The sequence below is a fragment of the Brevundimonas sp. UBA7664 genome, assembly GCF_002483305.1.
Taxonomy (GTDB): domain Bacteria; phylum Pseudomonadota; class Alphaproteobacteria; order Caulobacterales; family Caulobacteraceae; genus Brevundimonas.
This window is the reverse complement of record NZ_DLHQ01000063.1, coordinates 1-14,353: the sequence shown is the minus strand read 5'-3', so window position 1 is coordinate 14,353 and position 14,353 is coordinate 1. Positions and strand designations below refer to the sequence as shown.

The window sequence follows — 14,353 nt, the reverse complement described above, 5'->3', positions numbered from 1 at the left end:
CGATGAGCGAACAAACCCTCCCCGAGACCACCACCCTGCGCCGGATGAAACGGTCGCGGACGCTTCAGGTCACCAGCCTGATGGCCACCGTGAGCTTCTCCATGGCCGCCTGCGGCTCGCCGCAGCGCGCGCCCCTGCCCGAGCCCGACCCGGCCCTGGCCTACACCTCGACGGCCGAGTGCAAGGCGGCCAACGACGTCAGCGACGCGGAATGCGACACGGCCTACGCCGAGGCCCAGCGCCAGGCCTCCGAGAGCGCGCCCCGCTATGCGACCCGGGAAGAGTGCGAGGGCCAGTGGGGTCCCGAACAGTGCCGGCCGCTGAACAACAGCGGCGGCGGCTCCTTCTTCGGCCCGCTGGCGACCGGCTTCATCATCGGCCAGCTGATGAACGGCGGCTATCGCGGCGGCGGGGCCCTTTATCGCGACCGCGACGGCCAGTTCTCCAACGGCTACGGCGGCGGCTATCTGTCCCGCGACTACCGGACCGGCCGCACCGTCGCCAACCGCAACGACGTCGACGTCGCCCGCAAGGCCCCGGTCCGGGCCCAGAGCCGCACCGCCGTGGTCTCGCGCGGCGGCTTCGGCGGCGGCGGCCGCGGCTACGGGGGGTAGTCTGTCGAGGGCTCAGGGCGGCGGCCCGCCAGAAAGCATTTGATCCCCAAGCTTCGCCATGCGTTCAGACCGCATGACAAAACCCTCCAAGCCCGCCGTCCTCTCCATCCGCAACGCCAGGATCGGCGATGTGACCGCCATCTCGGCCCTTGTGGCCAAGGTCTACAAGGACATGCCGGCCTATACGCCGGGCATGCTGCGCGGCCAGATCGCCGCCTTCCCCGATGGCCAGTTCGTGGTCGAATACGCCGATGAGATCGTCGGCTACGCCGCCGGTTTCCGCATCGACGAGAAGACGGCGATGGCGCCGCACACCTGGACCCAGATCACCGGCGGCGGCTATGCGGCACGGCATGATCCGGTCGGGGACTGGTTCTATGGCATGGAGGTGTGCGTCGATCCCGACCGGCGGCGACTGAGGATCGGCCAGCGGCTGTATGACGCCCGGCGCGACCTGTGCGAGGCCGAGAACCTGCGCGGCATCGTCTTCGGCGGGCGGATGCCGGGGCTGGCGCGGCGCAAGGCGGCCTATCCCGACGCCCGCGAATATCTGGACGCGGTCACGGCGCGCAAGCTGAACGACCCGGTGATCGGCTTCCACATGCGCGGCGGCTTCGAGCCGATCGGGGTGCTGGAGAACTATCTGAGCTCGGACACGGCCTCGATGGGGCATGCGGCGCACATGGTGTGGCGCAACCCCTATTATACCGAGACGCACGGGCGCGGCGCGGCCTTCGCGGTCAAGGAGACGGTGCGGGTGGCGACGGTGCAGCTGCAGGCCCGCAAGGTCGCCAGCTTCGAGGAGTTCATCTCCAACATCGAATATTTCGTCGACGTGACCTCGGACTACCGCTCAGACTTCGTGGTGTTTCCGGAGCTGTTCACGCTTCAACTGCTGTCGCTGGAGAAGAAGAAGCTCAGTCCGGTGGAGTCGATCGAGGCCCTGACCCGCTACACGCCGCGCTTCGTCGAGGCGATGCGCAAGATGGCCGTCGAGTACAACATCAACATCATCGGCGGCTCGCACCCGACGCAGACGGACGACGGCGACATCCAGAACGTCGCCTATGTCTTCCTGCGCGACGGCTCGGTGCACGAGCAGGAGAAGATCCACCCGACGCCGAACGAGCGCCACTGGTGGAACATCAAGGGCGGCGACCGGGTGCACGCCATTCCGACCGACTGCGGCCCGATCGGGGTGCTGATCTGCTATGACTCCGAGTTCCCCGAGCTGGCGCGGCGGCTGGTCGACGAAGGGGCGCGGCTGCTGTTCGTGCCGTTCTGCACCGACAACCGGCAGGGCTATCTCCGGGTGCGCTACTGCTCGCAGGCGCGGGCCATCGAGAACCAGTGCTACGTCATCCTGTCGGGCAATGTCGGCAATCTGCCGAACGTCGAGAACATGGACATCCAGTACGCCCAGTCCTGCATCCTGACGCCGTGCGACTTCCCGTTCGCGCGGGATGGCGTGGCGGCCGAGGCGTCGGAGAACGTCGAGACGGTGACGGTGGCCGACCTCGACCTGTCGGACCTGGCCTGGGCCAAGTCGCAGGGGACGGTGCGGAACCTGCGGGACCGGCGGTTCGATCTGTACAAGACGGTGTGGACGGACGGCGGCTGAGGGCTGGCGGACCTTGGCTTGGAGATGGCTGGTTCATCACGAAGGGCACGAAGAGGTCACGAAGGACACGAAGGGGGCTGAGCGAAGGATAGAGGTGGGCTCGCCTCCGAGGTGATCCAGAAATGCGGCGTACGCCGCGATCACCAGACACAGGAATTGCGCGGAGGCGGACACAACCCCGGTCCCTTCGTGTCCTTCGTGCCTTCTTGGAGTCCTTTGTGATGAACCTCCCGGCGCCGCCCGTCGTCCTACGCCGGGCGGCGCCAGGCGACGATGCGGACGGTGGATATCTGGACCGCCTCGCCGTGCTGGTTCCGCGTCGTGCTGCGGGTCCGGATCATGCCGCGGTCGGGGCGGGAGCGGGAGGGCGTGATCTCCAGCACCTCGACCGTTAGGGTCAGGGTGTCGTCGGGCCGGGTCGGGCGCGGCCAGGTGGTCTCGCCGCCGGCGCCGACGAGGCCGCCGGCGAGGGGGAAACACTGCACCAGCATGCGCATGGTCAGGGCGGCGGTGTGCCAGCCGCTGGCGGCGAGCCCTTCGAACAGGGTGTCGCGGGCGGCGTCCTCGTCGAGATGGAAGGGCTGGGGGTCGAACTCCGCAGCGAAGGCCTTGATCTGGTCGGTGGTGATGGCGACGGGGTCGCTGACGAAGGTCTGACCGACGTGGAGGTCCTCGAGGTACAGGGGCATGCGAGGGGTCAGGCTCCGGCGTCGGCCGCGGCGGGGACCGGTTCGACGAAGCGGGCGGCGAGGGACAGGCCGCCGCCGACCAGCAGGACGGCCAGCCCCGCCAACAGCAGGGGACGGACCAGCGCCCGCTCCGGGCTCAGCGGCCGCACCAGCATCAGCACCAGCAGGCCCATCAGCACCACCACCGCGGGCAGGTCCATGCCGACGCCGAGGAAGACCGAATGCGTCAGGGCCGCCAGCCAGCCGCCGCCCAGCGCCGCGACGATCGCGACGGGGGCCAGCGATCGGGCGCGGGTCAGGCCGGGGTCGACGAAGGCGGCGAGCGCCGCGACGGCGGCGGCCAGCAGTCCGGTCCAGACGAACAGGAAGGCGGCCTCGGGCGCGGCCGCCTGGGCCGCCGTGGCGACGATCAGGACAAGGCCGATCAACCCCGTCCAGCCGCCCCAGGCCGAGCGCGCGGCGAGGCCGGGCGCCAGCGACAGGCCGGCGGCGATGACGCCGGCGCCGACGACCACGACATCCACGCCGCCGAGGATCACGGTCAGGGCCGTCGCCGCCGCGATGGCCCCGGCACTGACGCGGCGGTCCGGCCGCGTCCGTCCGCCCAGCAGCGCCAGGGTCACGGCCAGGACGGTCAGGGTCGCGCCCGCCTCCATCCACGGCAGGCGGGCCAGCAGGGCATAGTAGGTGTCGGCGTTCCCCGCCCGCGCCGACAGCGGCCCGGCCAGCAGCCGGACGGCCTGGGTCAGGACGATGCCGACCGACAGGAACCACAGGCCGTCGACCGCGCCGCGCCCGGCGTCGGCGAAGGTCAGGCCCACGCGGGCTCTGGCGCGCCAGACGGCAAGACCGAGGCCGAGGACCGCGAGGGCCAGCAGCCCCCATCCGGTCGCGGGCGCGTGGCCGACGACCACCCCGCCGAACAGGTCGGCGTAGACGAGGTTGTCCGTCCGGGCCGGCAGGGTCGGGGCGCGGAGCAGGGCGTCGGCCATCTCCAGCGCCTGGGCGCCGATGTGCTGGACGCTGCCCCGGTCGAGCGCGGCGGGGGTCGAGGCGGCGGCGTGATACTGTTCGGGGCGGCCGATGAAGGCCAGGTTGATGCCCTGGACGCCGCGGTCCCGGGGGATGGTGAAGTCGGTGCCGTTGGGCATCAGCGCATAGACGAAGACGGCGAGGGAGTTGGACGAGACGCCGCCGGTCGCCCGGGCTCCGGCGCGGGCGAACAGGCGGATGGTCTCGGCGTTGCCGCGTCCGGTCTCGAACATCATGGCCCGGCCGCCGCCGCCGCGCGCCTCGAGGTTGACCACCGCGCCGATGCGGTCGCGCAGGGGATGGCCGCCCCAGAAGGCGCGGGCCCCGTCGAGGTTGAGCTCCTCGCCGTCGGTCAGCAGGACGACCAGGGTGCGGTCGGCCGGACCGCGGGCGCGGACGGCGCGGACGGTCTCGAGAATGGCGGCCACGCCCGCCGTGTCGTCCGCCGCGCCGGCGGAGCCCGGCACGGTGTCATAGTGGGCCATCAGGGCCACGGCCGGCAGGCGCGGATCGCGCCCGGGCAGGACGCCGATCAGGTTGGTCAGTTCGATCCCGGCCGCCGAACCGCCGCCGCGCTCGATCCGCTGGACGGCGGCGGGCGACAGGGGGCCGGGCTGGATGGAGGTCTGCAGGCCGAGCGCGGCCATCCGCTGCAACAGGATGGCCTGGACCCGTGCATGGTCGGCCGATCCCACCGGGTGAGGGCGCTGCGCGATCTCGCGCACGTCGGCCATGGCGCGTTCGGCGGAGAAGGCGGTGGCCGGCGCGCCGGTCCCGACGGGCGCGGGGACCTGCAGCGTCAGCACCGCGATCAACAGGGCCACCGCCAACGACCCGACCAGCCAGAGCAGCCGCATGATCCATCCTCCCCGATAAGGGGGCAGGCTAGCGGGCCATTTCAGTTCCGTCATCCCGGGGTTCGATCGAAGAGCAGCTGTCGACCTTGGCGGCCTTGCTAGGCCGCCCGGCGCAGCGCCGCCGGGGACTTCACGAACAGGCCCTTGCGGCCGGCGACGGGGCGGAAGGCGATGCTGTCGCCGTCGGGCTGTTCGTCGGGGCCGAGGAAGAGGCAGCCGTCATCGACCAGCCGCCGCTCCAGATTGTCGAACATCTCGCCGCGCCGCCCGGGATCGGCGTCGCCCAGGACATGGCGGCAGAAGATGATGTCGAACCGGTGGGCGTCGGTCGGGGCGTCGACCAGATTGGCGCGGGCGAAATGGACCATGGCGCGCAGCTCGGCCCGGGCGATCCAGGCGTCCTCGGCCTGGTCGAACCAGCGCAGCATGGTCTCGGCCTTGAGGCCGCGCTGGATCTCGAAACCGGTGTAGGCGCCCGAACGGGCCTTTTCGAGCGCGCGCTGCGACAGGTCGGTGCCGACGATCTCGACCACGACGCCGGCTTCCTGCGCGGCGATGGCCAACGACCAGGCCTCCTGGCCGGTCGAACAGCCGGCGGACCAGACCCTGACCGGCTGGCCGCCGCGGGCCTTGCCGAGGGCGGGCAGCAACTCCTTGCCGAAGGTGTCGAAACTGACGCGATCGCGGCGGAACCAGGTCTCGGGATTGAGCAGGGCCTCGATCACGGCCCAGCCCAGGGCGGCGACAGGTTTGGCCCAGAGCGAGCCCAGCATGGCGTCGACGGTATCGAACCCCTCGCGCCGCGCCACCGGCCCCAGCCGGTGCTCGGCCAGCTTCATCCGGTCGCGCGTCAGCCGAAAGCCCGCGCGCGAGGCCATCAAGGACTGGAGGCGATCGAAATCGTCCGGAGTCATGGAGTCAGACGGCCCCCACTTCAGCGAATTTGGACGACAGGATCTCGCCGTCGAAGGGCTTCATCACATAGTCGTCGGCGCCGGCCGACAGGGCTTCGGCGATGCGTTCGGCGCGGGTCTCGATGGTGCAGAACAGAACCTTGGGGGCCAGGCCGCCGGGCAGGGCGCGCAGGCGACGCAGGAAGGTCATGCCGTCCATGACCGGCATCGACCAGTCCAGCAGGATGACCTCGGGGATCACGCCGCCGCAGAAGGCCAGCGCTTCCGAGCCGTCAGCGGCTTCGTCGACCTCGAAGCCGAGCCCCTCGACGATGCGTCGCGCAACTTTCCGGATGATCCGGCTGTCGTCGACGATCAGACAGGTTCTGGGGGTCAAGGTCAGGATTCCAAATCAGAAGCGCACAACGCCCGCGTGTACGTAAGTCACATAATCGGCCCGCGCCGGTTAATGACTCCTTGGGAAACCGGCTTAAGCGTCAGTTAGGCATGTGGGCGGTCAGCACGACCCGCCCCTCTTCAGTCTCGACGTTCAGCGATCCACCCGCGTCATGGGCGGTCAGCCAGAGCCAGTAGGGCTGGATCCACTGGCCGGGCAGGCCTTCGCTGAGGGGCAGGCCCGCCAGTCCGGCGACGGCCTCGCCCTTGAGCCGCGCCCGCGCGCCCTCGGCCCGGCCCTCGATCACCAGACCGTCGTCTGTGCGTGTGGCGATCGTCGCCACGCCGCCCGACGGCAGCGCCGCCATGGTCAGATACGCCAGGTTCACCAGGGCCCGCGACTGGGCCTTCGAATAGGTCGTGTCCGCGACCGCCCACGCCAGCGTCGCCCGCCCGCCTTCGGTCAGGCCTGAGACCAGTTCGCCCAGTTCGGCGCCCGAGAACCGCTCGGCCGAGGTCGCCGCGCCGAAGGCCACGCGGGCGAAGGCGACCAGGGCCACCATCTTGCGGGCGCTGGCCTCGATCAGCCCCATGGCGTCGTCGCGCATGTCCTGGGCCGTCGGGTCCTTCAGCAGGTCGAGGCCCGAGCTGATCGCGCCGGCCGGGCTGATGAAGTCGTGGCACAGCTTGCCGGCGATCAACGCCGCCAGGGCCTGGCCGTCGGGAAGGGGAGAGGCGGGAGCGGTGTCGGTCATCGGGCCTTGCGCGCAACAGTCGGAAACTGGCCGGACGCTGACCTGATTTGCCGGTTCGCGAAACCGGTCCGATGCTCTAATCGGGCGGGCATGAGCAAACGACTGACCGCCGACCTCGCGTCCGGCGCCCTGACCGAGGCCCTGGCCGGGATCGCCGAGGACGCCGCCCGGGTCATCCTGCCTTACTGGCGCAACGGCGTGATCGCCGAGGCCAAGGCCGACGACAGTCCGGTGACCCTGGCCGATCAGGAAGCCGAGGCCCTGATCCTGACCCGGCTGGAAGCCCTGTATCCTGGCGTCCAGACGGTGGCCGAGGAGGCCTGCGCCGCCGACGGGGCGCCGACGTCGGCCGACGACTGGTTCTGGCTGATCGATCCGCTGGACGGCACCCGCGGCTTCATCGAGGGGCGCGAGGCCTTCACGGTCAACATCGCCCTGATCCACAAGGGATCGCCGGTCGCCGGCGTGGTGACGGCGCCCGCAACGGCCACCACCTGGCGCAGCGGCGCGCCCGGCGCGGGCGCTTTCCGTCGCCGGTTCGGCGAGGTCTGGCAGGCCATCAAGGTGCGCAACCGGCCCGCCTCGCCCATGGCGGTGATGAGCCACTCCATGACCGACGTCGAGGCGGAACGCCTCGCCTCGCGCCATGGCTGCATCCAGTGGCAGGGGATGGATTCGTCGCTGAAATTCTGTCTGATCGCCGAGGGGCGGTTCGACGCCTATCCCCGCACCGGCCCGACCTCGGAATGGGACACGGCCGCGGGACAGGCCGTGCTGGAAGCCGCCGGCGGCCGGGTCATGTCCGAGGACGGCCAGCCGATGCGCTATGGCAAGCCGGGCTTCGGCAATGGCGGGTTTGTCGCGCTGGGCGGTTAGGACCTAGGCGTTCGCCGCCTGCACCTGCAGCACGGCCGCCCGCCGGGCCAGCGCCGGCGCGCCCCATTCGCGGGCGGTCTCCATCGCCTCGGCCAGCATCAGGCCGACGGCGCGGGGTTCGGTCGACGTCAGACGGCCCTTGGCCAGGGCCAGATGGACCATGCCGATCTGGTCGGCGGCCCATTCCAGAGGCTGGGCGCCGGCGGCCTCGGCCAGTCCGCGCCTTACGATCGCCTCCAGCCCGGTCAGACCTTCGACGTCGCCCATGGCCTCGGCCAGGGCCGCCTCGGCCGCCAGCCGCCGCTCGCGCGCCAGGGCGCCGAGGATCAGGCCGGGTTCACGGGTCAGGGCCTCGGCCTCGATCAAGCGCGCCAGGGGCGTGTCGGCGTCGGCGGGCGCCAGCTGCACGGCCACCCAGTCCAGCGGGCTGTGGTCGGGCGTGAACTGGTCGGCGGCGGCGGCGAACAGGGCCTGGCCCTGGGCCGTGGCGGCCTCGTTCCGCGCCAGACGGGCGAGGGCCATCAGCCCGGCGCCGGCCAGGGCCAGGGCGCGGGCCCGGGTCAGGGGCCGATAGTCGGGCGAGGCGGATTCGACCAGCACCCGGAGGTCGCGACCGGCCTGGTCCAGCAACCGTCCGTCGCGACGGGCCACCCCGGCTTCGAGCCCGAGCGCCGCCCGATCCAGCCTCAGATCATCGCCGACGGTCGGCGGCAGGCCCCTGGCCCCATGCAGGGCCGCGTCGAGCAGGGCGGCCGCGTCCAGCATGGCCGACGGTTCACCGGTCAGCCGCGCCCGACGCGCCGTCAGCCGGGCGTGCAGGGCCGCCGCCGCGGACCGGATCGCCGGCCGCTCCGCTGTCAGCGACTGCACGTCCGCCACCGCCGCCGTCAGCTTTTCGGGGCCGCCGAACAGATCGAAGCGCAACAGATGGATCTCGCCCGACTCGATCGCCACGGCCGCGGTCTGGTCGGGCGTGGCCGTGTGCCGCGCCGCTTCCGAAGCCGCCGCCGCCGCCCGGTCCAGGCTGGTCCGGTGTCCCGAGCGCCGGGCATGTTCACGCCACAGGGCCGAGGCCCGCATCCACGTATCGAAGGGATGAGCACAGGAGACCCGACCGGCGTCGACGCCGAGCGACTGCGCCTCGGCCGCGACCAGGTCCGCGCCGATCAGCTCCAGCCAGCCGAGGTCGTCGCTCTCGCGCGCCTTTTCGAACAGCTTTCTCAGATCCCGGCCGAATTCGAACATGGGGGCTGGCGCTCCGGTCGTCCCGCTTCGGGACCAATACGCGTCCCTCGGTCCGTGACTAGCAAACGCGACGCCGCGCCGGAGGTTCGGCCGGTCCGCGACGATGATTCAGCCCAGGTCGGGGGTGCGGGCGCGGCAGCGTTGCAGGGTGGTCCGGGCGTCCGGATCATCGGTGATGAGCTCGCGCACGGCGCGGATCCGGGCGCGGGACTGGTCAGCGTCGGTGGTCGCGGCGGGCCGGGCGGCGCGCTGGGCGATCTGCATGGCGGTGAGCGACCAGTAGAGGGCCGCGTCGTAAAGGCTGCGCCCCTCGCCGCTCTCGCCGCCTTCCAGCTCGGACGCGGCCTGGGTCAGGCCGGCGCAGCGCACCGCCTCGTCATAGGACGGGGGTTGCGACGCAGCCTGCGCGGCGCTGAGCGACAGAAACGCCACGAGCGTCATCGCGATCATTGGAACCTCCACGACGCGCCCCCGCGCCGCCTTGCTGGCCGACAGAGAACCACGCGCGTGGGGCAGGGGGAAGACGGATCGGGCGCGAACGCGGCGCCTATCCCCGCTCTTTCGTCTTCGTGAAGGCCACGTTCGGGAACCGCTCCATGACATAGCCGGTCTCCCAGCTCGACTTGGCCAGGAAGACCGGGTCGTCGTCGATGTCGCGGGCCATCTGGCCGCGGTATTTGCCCATGAAGTCCTCGAGGTCCGCCTTCGTCCCGCCGATCCACCGCGCCTCGGCCCAGGGCGAGGGTTCGAAGATGACCTCCAGCCCGTATTCCTCGCCCAGCCGGTCGGCCATGACCTCGAACTGCAGCTGGCCCACGGCGCCGACGATGAAGTCCGAGCCCATCTCGGGCCGGAACAGCTGGGTGACGCCCTCCTCGGCCAGGCCGTCCAGCGCCTTCTTCAGGTGTTTGGCCTTGAGCGGATCCTTGACCCGCACGCGCTGGAGGATTTCGGGCGCGAAATTCGGCAGGCCGGCGAAGCGGATCAGGCCGCTCTCGGACAGGCTGTCGCCGACGCGCAGGACCCCGTGGTTGGGAATGCCGATGACGTCGCCGGCATAGGCGTCCTCGGCCAGTTCGCGGTCGCTGGCGAAGAACATGATGGGCGCGTTGACCGACAGCTGTTTGCCGGTGTTCTGGACCTTCAGCTTCATGCCGCGCTGGAACTTGCCGGAGGCCATGCGGAACATGGCGATGCGGTCGCGGTGGTTGGGGTCCATGTTCGCCTGGACCTTGAAGACGAAGCCGGTGACCTCGGCCGCGCCCGGTTCGACCGTGATCGCAACCGGCTCGGCGGCGTTGCGGGTGCCGGCGGGGGCTGCCTTGTGCGCCTTCATCACCTTGGGCGGCGGGGCCCATTCGCCGATCGCGGCCAGCAGTTCGTCAATGCCGAAATGGCGCAGGGCCGAGCCCCACAGCACGGGGGTCATATGGCCTTCGAGGAAGGACTGGCGGTCGAACGCCGGATAGCCGCCCTCGACCAGTTCCTGCGCCTCCAGCAGGGCCTCGTGCTCGCCTTCCTCAAAGTATTGCGCGGCGTCGGCCAGGGGCAGGGCCTCCGGGTGAGGCACGTCCTCGGCGGCGCCCGCGGGCTTGCGGGCGTAGGGCTGGAACTTTCCGGTGCCCATCTCGACCATGCCGCGCAGGCGGTTGCCGCTCTGCGCCGGCCACCAGATCGGGGCGGGGTCGAGCTGCAGGCGCGAGGCGATCTCGTCCAGCAGGGCCATGGGGTCCTGGGCCTCGCGGTCCAGCTTGTTGATGAAGGTGATGATCGGGATGTCGCGCAGGCGGCAGACCTCGAACAGCTTCAGCGTCTGCGGCTCGATGCCCTTGGCGGCGTCCAGCACCATGATGGCGCAGTCGGCGGCGGTCAGGGTGCGGTAGGTGTCTTCGGAAAAGTCCTCGTGGCCCGGCGTGTCGAGCAGGTTGAACATCTTGCCGTCGTGCTCGAACGTCATGACGGAGGCGCTGACCGAGATGCCGCGTTCTTTCTCGATCTTCATCCAGTCGGACTGGGTGCGCCGGTTCTCGCCGCGGGCGCGCACGGCTCCGGCCGCGCGGATGGCGCCGCCGGCCAGCAGGATGTGCTCGGTCAGGGTGGTCTTGCCGGCGTCAGGGTGCGCGATGATGGCGAAGGTCCTGCGGCGCAGGGCCTCCTGTTCGAGGGGAAGTTTCGACATGTTCTATCCGTTGGGCCGCGCGAGGTAGCGCGGACGGGGCCGAAAGTCACCCGTCGGCGAATAGCCCCTGGGCATGAAGGGATATCGGAGTCATCGCCCGGCCCGGCGAGACGATCCGGTCACGCAATCGGGCGCCGCCTTGGAAACGCAAGGAACGGCCATGGCCCTCGATCTGCCTGAAACGCCCCCGCCCCATCGCGACGGCCCGCATCCCGCCCTCAGCCCGGTCGTCGGTTTCGGCGTGATCGTGCTGGGCGCCATGATTGTGCACGGGCTGTTCAACAAGCTGATCTGACGGTCAGGAGTCGTCGGTCGCGGCCTCCGGTTCGGGCGGCGCGGACGGTTCGCTTCCGGAGGGATCCGCATCCGGCTGGCTCGCTTGGGTCGCCGACTCGAGCTCCTCGGCGCTCATCGGCCCCTGCCGATTTCTCGCCCTCTCCATCAATCCGGTCGCGATCTCGGCCGCCTGGCCCCCGTGCGCGGCGTTGGCGAGCGGGCGAAGAAGGACCGCAACGTCATCGAACTCCTCCGCACGCATCAGGGCGTTGGCGTATCCGAGGCGTATGGACGCGAGTTGGGGGGCGAGCTGGGAGGCCTGGTCCCAGGTCACCAGATCATTCTCCGTGGGGTAGTCGGCTTCGAGCTCCCGGGTCTGGGCCAGAAGCTGCAGCGTATAGTACTGGGCCGGGTCCGCCCGGTAGGCCCGGCCGAGATAGCCGCGTGCGCGGCGCATCAACGGCAGGGCCTCGTCGGGCTGGTCCCGGGCGAGTCGCATGAAGCGCGAGGCCATCAGTTGCAGCGCCTCGACGTTTTCAGGCTCCCGCTCCAGCAGGCGATTCAGAATGGCTTCGCCCGCGTCCGGGTCGCCGAAATGCAGTTCGGCATGTCCAAGCTGGAGCATGGCGAAGGGGTCATCGGGGTGGCGGGCGGCGAGCCGGCGAACGAGAGCGGCGGTTTCAGCGTGCTGGTCATCCCCAACGCCGACCTTGAGGCGCTGGCCGATGAGCAGCAGGTCGTCGGCGGACCGGGGCAGCCGCGTGACCGTGATCGGCGTCTCCGGGAAGTCCGCCGTATAGTGAATGACGGTCAACCGGCGATAGCTCCGCAACTGCTGACGGATCTGATCCATCGTGAGGCCGGTGGCGCGCTCCATTGCGACAACGGACTCCTCGCCTTGCCGCATGTCGCGGATGTAGGCGGACAGCTGCTGACGGCGAACTTCGTCGCTCATGAACCAATGCGTCAGCAGCCAGGAGATCGGGTAATAAGAGTCCCGGTGCGCGCCTGAGCGCACTTCGCCGAAGCGCTTGGACACGAGGTCTTCAAGAGGCAGCCAGCTGTTGCTGAACAGGCCGTAGACCCGCCCCTCGTTGTAGCCGCCGATCTTGACGGTCGTCTCCGAGATTTCCGCCGTCATGAAATACTCGGCCAGCCCTTCGATCAACCAGGCGGGGTAGCCGGACGTCGCTTCGATCTGGAGGCTGAAGTGATGGAAATACTCGTGGAGCAGATAGTCCTCGTCGCTGTCCCGGAGTGCGGCGGCGAAGATGTCCTCGCCGGCGGGATAATAGGTGCCCGCGACGTTCAGCCCGGTGTTCGGATTGATCTGGACGAGGCCAGCCCGATTGCCGACCAGATAGATCGGCAGCTTGCGACCGGCCGTGGCCGCTGGCAGCCCCATCCGGGCGCGCAGGGTGAAGTCGTAGATTTCGAGATTGCGGACGTAGCGCCGCAGGTCGGATTCGCTGCCCTGAGAATAGACCACGAAATTGGGGCTTTCGGCTCGCCGCCATTCGGCGTTGGCCGCGCCAGCGAGGCTGAAAACCAGCAGCGACAGGCTCGCCGCCAGCGCACGCACCCAACCGATCGACATGACGTTTTCTCCGGGACAACCCGGACAACCTACAGTCGGGTGTCGCCCGACTTCAAGCGACGGTCGTTCTCAGGCGGCCATGCGCATCCAGACCGCGCGATCGGCGGCGAGCGGCGTCAGCCGGCCCTTGGCAGCGCGGGTCTTGAGCTGGCGCATGATGGCGTCGGGGAGGGCGCAGAACTGCGGCTCGACCAGGGTCGGGTCACAGCCGGCGGCGGGGGCGGCGAACAGGGCGGCGTTCACTTCCGGCGAGCGGTCGTGGATCAGCCAGGCCAGCCGGCGCGCGCGCTGCGGGTCGTTGAGGTGCAGCAGCGGATCCTCGGAAAACAGTTCGCAACCGAGTTCCAGTACATAGTCGAGCTCGAGGCTCTCAAAGCGGCGCGCGTCGCCGGGCGTGACCGGGGAGGCCTCGTCCAGGTCGAACACCACGTCGTTGAGAAGAAAGAGCATCGACAACACCCACCATCGCTCCGGGCTCATTGCGGCCCGTTGAAGCTGACCATAGGCGCCTGCGCTTGAGGTTCCGTGTGCGAACGCAGTTAAGGATTTCGCACTGGCGGCGGGGGGTGGTCACAGGTGGTTAGGGAGGAGGAGGCAGCAGGCAGCAGCGGACAAGCTTGGGGCTGGCGGGCAGGGTGCCGAACGACCTGCTGCCTGCTGCCTGCTGCCTGCTGCCTGCTGCCTACTGCCTGTTGCCTCCCTCCCCCGCCACCTTCTCCGTTATAAAGTGCCGCCCCTCCCTGTCCTCGATCTCGACCACCCACAGGTCCGGGTCGTAGCCGATCTGACGCTGGATATAGGCGTCGAGTTCGCTCTCGAACTCGCTCTCGACGGGCTGCATCCACAGCCGCTCCCCGTCGGGTCCGAAGGCCTCACTATAGAGTCGGGCGCGGCGGTTGGACGTGTCGAAGGCCTTGACGATGACCGTGCCGGCGCGCGCGTCGCCCTTGCGCGCGACGGTGGCGAAGGCTCCGCCCAGCTCGGCGCGGCGGATCAGGGCGGAGACCCACAGGTCGCTCGACAGAAGCACTTTGATAACCCTGCTCGGAAACCGGACCGGAACGCGTGATGCGTAAGGTGCGGCCTCATGACGATAGGCCAGACCGCCTCGAAGACCAAAGCCTGCCTGCTGGCCGCCGCCATGCTGGTCGTGCCGAACGTCGCCTGGGCCGAGGCCGCCGACACCTATTATGAGCGCGCCTTCGTGCTCGCCGCCGACGCCCGCTGCCACCTGTTCGCGCCGCAGATCGAGGCGGCCCTCGCGGCCGCCACGGCCCAGGCCCGGGGCGCGGCCCTGCGCTCGGGCTCCGGCGCGGCCGATCT

At 70.1% G+C, this 14,353-nt stretch carries 15 protein-coding genes and 1 pseudogene; 5 read left to right on the top strand and 11 right to left on the bottom strand.

The window, feature by feature from the left end:
* Positions 1–2: 2 nt before the first annotated feature.
* Both B2742_RS14705 and B2742_RS14700 read left to right on the top strand, forming a co-directional pair.
* A complete protein-coding gene (locus B2742_RS14705) occupies positions 3–614 on the top strand; it encodes a DUF1190 domain-containing protein (protein WP_292067762.1) in 612 nt (203 codons plus the stop codon).
* A 73-nt stretch (positions 615–687) separates the two neighbouring features.
* Complete coding sequence (locus B2742_RS14700) at positions 688–2,235, top strand: bifunctional GNAT family N-acetyltransferase/carbon-nitrogen hydrolase family protein (RefSeq protein WP_292067760.1); 1,548 nt, start codon at positions 688–690, stop codon at positions 2,233–2,235.
* 248 nt (positions 2,236–2,483) lie between these two features.
* On the opposite strand, the gene B2742_RS14695 is transcribed toward B2742_RS14700, so the two are convergent.
* From B2742_RS14695 to chpT, 5 genes are all read right to left on the bottom strand, one after another.
* Positions 2,484–2,924, bottom strand: a complete 441-nt coding sequence (locus B2742_RS14695) for a MaoC family dehydratase (RefSeq protein ID WP_292067756.1) — start codon at positions 2,922–2,924, stop codon at positions 2,484–2,486.
* Between the two features lie 8 nt (positions 2,925–2,932).
* Positions 2,933–4,813 carry a M20/M25/M40 family metallo-hydrolase gene (locus tag B2742_RS14690; protein WP_292067755.1) on the bottom strand — a complete coding sequence of 627 codons (1,881 nt, stop codon included), beginning with the start codon at positions 4,811–4,813 and terminating at the stop codon, positions 2,933–2,935.
* Between the two features lie 98 nt (positions 4,814–4,911).
* Entirely contained in the window at positions 4,912–5,727 is an 816-nt protein-coding gene (locus B2742_RS14685; protein WP_292067751.1) for a CheR family methyltransferase, read from the bottom strand.
* 4 nt (positions 5,728–5,731) lie between these two features.
* Positions 5,732–6,103, bottom strand: a complete 372-nt coding sequence (locus B2742_RS14680; protein ID WP_292067749.1) for a response regulator — start codon at positions 6,101–6,103, stop codon at positions 5,732–5,734.
* Between the two features lie 100 nt (positions 6,104–6,203).
* Positions 6,204–6,857 carry a histidine phosphotransferase ChpT gene (gene chpT, locus B2742_RS14675; RefSeq protein WP_292067746.1) on the bottom strand — a complete coding sequence of 218 codons (654 nt, stop codon included), beginning with the start codon at positions 6,855–6,857 and terminating at the stop codon, positions 6,204–6,206.
* Positions 6,858–6,947: 90 nt separating this feature from the next.
* On the opposite strand from chpT, the gene cysQ reads away from it, so the two are divergent.
* Complete coding sequence (gene cysQ / locus B2742_RS14670; RefSeq protein ID WP_292067744.1) at positions 6,948–7,733, top strand: 3'(2'),5'-bisphosphate nucleotidase CysQ; 786 nt, start codon at positions 6,948–6,950, stop codon at positions 7,731–7,733.
* 3 nt (positions 7,734–7,736) lie between these two features.
* Here cysQ and B2742_RS14665 read toward each other — a convergent pair whose 3' ends face one another.
* The 3 genes from B2742_RS14665 to B2742_RS14655 form a co-directional block, all read right to left on the bottom strand.
* Entirely contained in the window at positions 7,737–8,978 is a 1,242-nt protein-coding gene (locus tag B2742_RS14665; protein WP_292067742.1) for a hypothetical protein, read from the bottom strand.
* Positions 8,979–9,086: 108 nt separating this feature from the next.
* Entirely contained in the window at positions 9,087–9,428 is a 342-nt protein-coding gene (locus B2742_RS14660) for a hypothetical protein (protein ID WP_292067739.1), read from the bottom strand.
* A gap of 97 nt (positions 9,429–9,525) precedes the next feature.
* Entirely contained in the window at positions 9,526–11,157 is a 1,632-nt protein-coding gene (locus tag B2742_RS14655; RefSeq protein ID WP_292067736.1) for a peptide chain release factor 3, read from the bottom strand.
* Positions 11,158–11,317: 160 nt separating this feature from the next.
* Between B2742_RS14655 and B2742_RS14650 the strand changes: the two genes are divergently transcribed.
* On the top strand, positions 11,318–11,452 hold the full coding sequence (locus tag B2742_RS14650; RefSeq protein ID WP_292067734.1) for a hypothetical protein: 135 nt from the start codon (positions 11,318–11,320) through the stop codon (positions 11,450–11,452).
* 3 nt (positions 11,453–11,455) lie between these two features.
* Here the strand turns inward: B2742_RS14650 and B2742_RS14645 are convergent, their stop codons facing one another.
* The 3 genes from B2742_RS14645 to B2742_RS14635 form a co-directional block, all read right to left on the bottom strand.
* Complete coding sequence (locus B2742_RS14645; protein ID WP_292067731.1) at positions 11,456–13,030, bottom strand: tetratricopeptide repeat protein; 1,575 nt, start codon at positions 13,028–13,030, stop codon at positions 11,456–11,458.
* Between the two features lie 69 nt (positions 13,031–13,099).
* On the bottom strand, positions 13,100–13,480 hold the full coding sequence (locus tag B2742_RS14640; RefSeq protein ID WP_292067729.1) for a hypothetical protein: 381 nt from the start codon (positions 13,478–13,480) through the stop codon (positions 13,100–13,102).
* A 232-nt stretch (positions 13,481–13,712) separates the two neighbouring features.
* A complete protein-coding gene (locus B2742_RS14635; protein ID WP_292067726.1) occupies positions 13,713–14,060 on the bottom strand; it encodes a DUF1491 family protein in 348 nt (115 codons plus the stop codon).
* A 57-nt stretch (positions 14,061–14,117) separates the two neighbouring features.
* Between B2742_RS14635 and B2742_RS14630 the strand changes: the two are divergent.
* A pseudogene (locus B2742_RS14630) lies at positions 14,118–14,353 on the top strand (hypothetical protein); the annotation flags it as partial.

What these genes read in the sequence shown, in the direction of transcription:
- B2742_RS14705 (WP_292067762.1), top strand. Translation starts at nt 3, where the DNA reads ATGAGCGAACAAACCCTCCCCGAGACCACCACCCTGCGCCGGATGAAA.
- B2742_RS14700 (WP_292067760.1), top strand. Translation starts at nt 688, where the DNA reads ATGACAAAACCCTCCAAGCCCGCCGTCCTCTCCATCCGCAACGCCAGG.
- B2742_RS14695 (WP_292067756.1), bottom strand. Translation starts at nt 2,924, where the DNA reads ATGCCCCTGTACCTCGAGGACCTCCACGTCGGTCAGACCTTCGTCAGC.
- B2742_RS14690 (WP_292067755.1), bottom strand. Translation starts at nt 4,813, where the DNA reads ATGCGGCTGCTCTGGCTGGTCGGGTCGTTGGCGGTGGCCCTGTTGATC.
- B2742_RS14685 (WP_292067751.1), bottom strand. Translation starts at nt 5,727, where the DNA reads ATGACTCCGGACGATTTCGATCGCCTCCAGTCCTTGATGGCCTCGCGC.
- chpT (WP_292067746.1), bottom strand. Translation starts at nt 6,857, where the DNA reads ATGACCGACACCGCTCCCGCCTCTCCCCTTCCCGACGGCCAGGCCCTG.
- cysQ (WP_292067744.1), top strand. Translation starts at nt 6,948, where the DNA reads ATGAGCAAACGACTGACCGCCGACCTCGCGTCCGGCGCCCTGACCGAG.
- B2742_RS14665 (WP_292067742.1), bottom strand. Translation starts at nt 8,978, where the DNA reads ATGTTCGAATTCGGCCGGGATCTGAGAAAGCTGTTCGAAAAGGCGCGC.
- B2742_RS14660 (WP_292067739.1), bottom strand. Translation starts at nt 9,428, where the DNA reads ATGATCGCGATGACGCTCGTGGCGTTTCTGTCGCTCAGCGCCGCGCAG.
- B2742_RS14655 (WP_292067736.1), bottom strand. Translation starts at nt 11,157, where the DNA reads ATGTCGAAACTTCCCCTCGAACAGGAGGCCCTGCGCCGCAGGACCTTC.
- B2742_RS14650 (WP_292067734.1), top strand. Translation starts at nt 11,318, where the DNA reads ATGGCCCTCGATCTGCCTGAAACGCCCCCGCCCCATCGCGACGGCCCG.
- B2742_RS14645 (WP_292067731.1), bottom strand. Translation starts at nt 13,030, where the DNA reads ATGTCGATCGGTTGGGTGCGTGCGCTGGCGGCGAGCCTGTCGCTGCTG.
- B2742_RS14640 (WP_292067729.1), bottom strand. Translation starts at nt 13,480, where the DNA reads ATGCTCTTTCTTCTCAACGACGTGGTGTTCGACCTGGACGAGGCCTCC.